Raw genomic sequence first — 3,118 nt, forward strand, 5'->3', positions numbered from 1 at the left:
GACCGCCACGACCTCGTCGCCGACATCTCGATCCTCGCGCGCGACCGCTACATGCCGATGATGCCCAACTGGGACATCCTCTTCTTCCCCGTGAACGACACCGCGACGATCGACTGGCACAACACCACCACAGGCGCCCGAGGCCAGGTGGTCCAGCATTTCCAAAACAGTAACGGGGTCATCCGCGTCGACGGCGGCGACGGTGTCATCGAGATGGACATCCATCTGCGCTCGGACCAGCCGTGGCTCGACGCAGCAGGCTCGACGGACCTGCCGTTCGGACATTCTGAGGGCAGCACCCACGCCGTGGTCGACATGACCGGCAAATCCTGCCGCTGAGGCGGACACCGCCGACAGAATTGCGCGCACGAAAGCCGGAATAACGTGATGCGCGTCACTTCCAACTGAGATACTTGGTCCACGAAGCTCACCCCGCACCGCACGTGGAGGACACCGTGGCCAACCTCATCGACGACATCATCCGCAACGCCGAGCAGCGCCCGAACGCGGTGGCGCTACGCCACGGCGAAGACACCACGTCCTACCCGGACCTGCGCGACGCGAGTCTCGCGTTCGCGCAGAGGCTGCGGGACCGCGGAGTGCGCCCCGGCGACCGCGTGCTGCTGTGCTGCCCGAGCGTCGACGCCTACGTCGTCGCGTACATGGGCGTGCAGGCCGCGGGCGGCGCGATCGTCGCCGCGAACACCATGGCCACCCGCGACGAGCTCGCCTATTTCCTCTCCGATTCGGGCGCGAAGCTCGCCATCGGCTGGCACGAGAACGGCCCCAGCCTGCAGGAAGCGTGCGACGAAACGGGCACCGACCTCCTCGTTCTCACCGAGTATGACGCCGCACGTCCCCAATCCATAGACGCCGCCGCGCTCGCGGATCTGCCCATCGACAGGGCGGACTCCGATCTCGCCGCCCTCCTCTACACGTCGGGCACGACCGGCAAGCCCAAGGGCACGCAGCTCACGGTGGGCGGGCTCAGCGCGGCGATAGATTCCGCGATCGCCGCATCCGGGATGGAGGCGGAGGACCGCTGCGGCACGGCGCTGCCGCTGTTCCACTGCTTCGGACAGGTCGCCGGCATGCTTCCCACTCTCCGCGGTGGCGGCTCGCTCACGCTCCTACATCCGCTGACCCTCGAGGGCCAGCTGGCGATGATCCCCGAGAACGGGCTGACCGTGATGCTCGGAGTGCCGACGATGTGGATGTTCCTGCTCTATCAGGCCGGGGAGGAGGACGTCGGCGCCGAGCATTTCTCGACGCTCAAGTACGCGGTGTCCGGAGGCGCGCCGCTGCCCGAATCGATCATTACCCGCTTCGAGGACGAGCTCGGGGTGACCGTTCTCGAGGGCTACGGGCTCACCGAGACCGCGGCGATGGGAACGTTCAGCCAGCCCGGCGGGCCGCGCAAGGTCGGGTTCGTCGGGTCCCCGGTGCAGGGAATCGAGCTGTCGGTGCGCGATTTCGACGGCCGAGAGCTCGGCGCGGACGAGCCGGGCGAGGTGTTCCTGCGCGGGCCGCAGATCACCGCCGGCTACTGGAATCGCCCCGCCGATACCGACGCGGCGATCTCGAAGGACGGCTGGTTCCGGACCGGCGATATCGGCCTCCGCGATGCCGACGGCGACCTGCGCATCGTCGACCGCGTGAAGGACATGATCATCCGCGGCGGATACAACGTCTACCCGGCCGAGGTCGAGAGCATTCTCTACCAGAACCCGGCCGTGCTCGAGGCCGCGGTGATCGGCGTACCCGACGAGAAGTATGGCGAGGAGGTCGCGGCGTGCGTCGTAATCAAGCCAGGTGAGGAGGTCGCGCCGGAGGATCTCGAGGCCCTGTGCCGCGAACACCTGTCGGCGTATAAGGTGCCGCGGCTTATCTCGTTCGTCGATCAGCTGCCCAAGGGTGCGACGGGCAAGACCCTCAAGCGCGGGATCGACAGGGCCGAGGTGCTCGAGAGCGCGTGGCGCTCGGAATCCGCGCTACGGAAGTAGAGTCGTTTCGTCGGCATGCCCGGCGGACGATGCGTAGGGTTACCCGCGTACAGACACCCGACGCGAAGGGCGTGCGCACGTGGCGATTTATCTGAGCATCCTCGGTGTTCTCACCGTGGTCGCGTGGTCGGGCGCTATCTGGCAGATCATTCGCGAGCCTCGGCGCACCGGTCACGGACTGCTCATCGTCGGGTGCCTTTTCCTCACGTGGCTTTTCGCGGTGTCGTTCGCGATACAGCAGTCGGATCGCCAGGCAATCCGGGACATCGTCAGCTTCGGTCCGCCGTTCCTCGCGGTCCTCGGTGTGATCTCCGCGGCCCTCTTCCTGCTGGTCAATACCGGCTCCGTGGTGCGCAAAGAGGGCTTTCGGCTGGTGACTCTCGTGCCGGCAGCGGTGGCGACGCTGCTGCTCGCTGGCCTTGCGGGGTGCGTGTCGCTGATCGTGCTCATCTCGGGCGAGCTGTCGATGGCGTGGATGCTCGTACTGCTCGTCGTCGTGTTCCCGTGCCTGGTCCTGCCGGCGTTGATGATCATCGTCGAGCTTGCCGGGTACACGCTTTATGCCTTTTATTACGGGCGGCTCGGGCTTTCGCGCGAGGCCGGGGCTGTCGTCGTGCTCGGTGCCGGGCTCGCCGGAGAGAAGGTGACGCCACTGCTCGCCTCACGCCTCGACCGCGGCATCGAGGTGTTCCACCGACTGCGCGAAAACGGTTCGGATCCTCTGTTCGTGGTGTCCGGCGGCAAGGGCTCAGACGAAGTGATCTCCGAGGCCGAGGCCATGTCGCGCTATGCGCTCGAAGCCGGCGTCCCCGACGACCGGATCGTCCTCGAGGACACGTCCACCACGACCGAGGAGAATCTGCGCAACACCGTCGAGATCCTGCACGCCCGCGGCATCGACTCGAGCTCGCTCGCGGTGGCGACCAGCAATTTCCACGTTCTCCGCACGGCCTCGCTGACCCGCCGCATCGGTGTGCCGGCGCAGGTCGTCGGGGCGCACACGGCCGCCTATTATCTTCCCGCCGCGTTCTTGCGGGAGTTCGTCGCGACGCTCGTGCATTACCGCAGGTGGAACGTCCTCGTGTGGGCGGTAATCGCCGTGATTACCTGGGCGT

At 66.8% G+C, this 3,118-nt stretch carries 3 protein-coding genes; all 3 read left to right on the forward strand.

Translation table 11 applies throughout. The annotated features are described in order from the left end of the window. On the forward strand, nt 1-339 hold a 339-nt coding region (locus tag K8V11_RS02200), incomplete at its 5' end, for a hypothetical protein (RefSeq protein ID WP_303910580.1). A gap of 116 nt (nt 340-455) precedes the next feature. Beyond that, nucleotides 456-2,003, forward strand: a complete 1,548-nt coding sequence (locus K8V11_RS02205; RefSeq protein ID WP_303910581.1) for an AMP-binding protein — start codon at nt 456-458, stop codon at nt 2,001-2,003. A 79-nt stretch (nt 2,004-2,082) separates the two neighbouring features. Continuing rightward, nucleotides 2,083-3,118 (forward strand): YdcF family protein (locus K8V11_RS02210; protein WP_303910582.1); only part of this gene is annotated, 1,036 nt, incomplete at its 3' end.

Origin of the sequence: Dietzia timorensis (assembly GCF_020742175.1) — a bacterium.
In the GTDB taxonomy this organism is placed as follows: Bacteria; Actinomycetota; Actinomycetes; order Mycobacteriales; family Mycobacteriaceae; genus Dietzia; species Dietzia timorensis_A.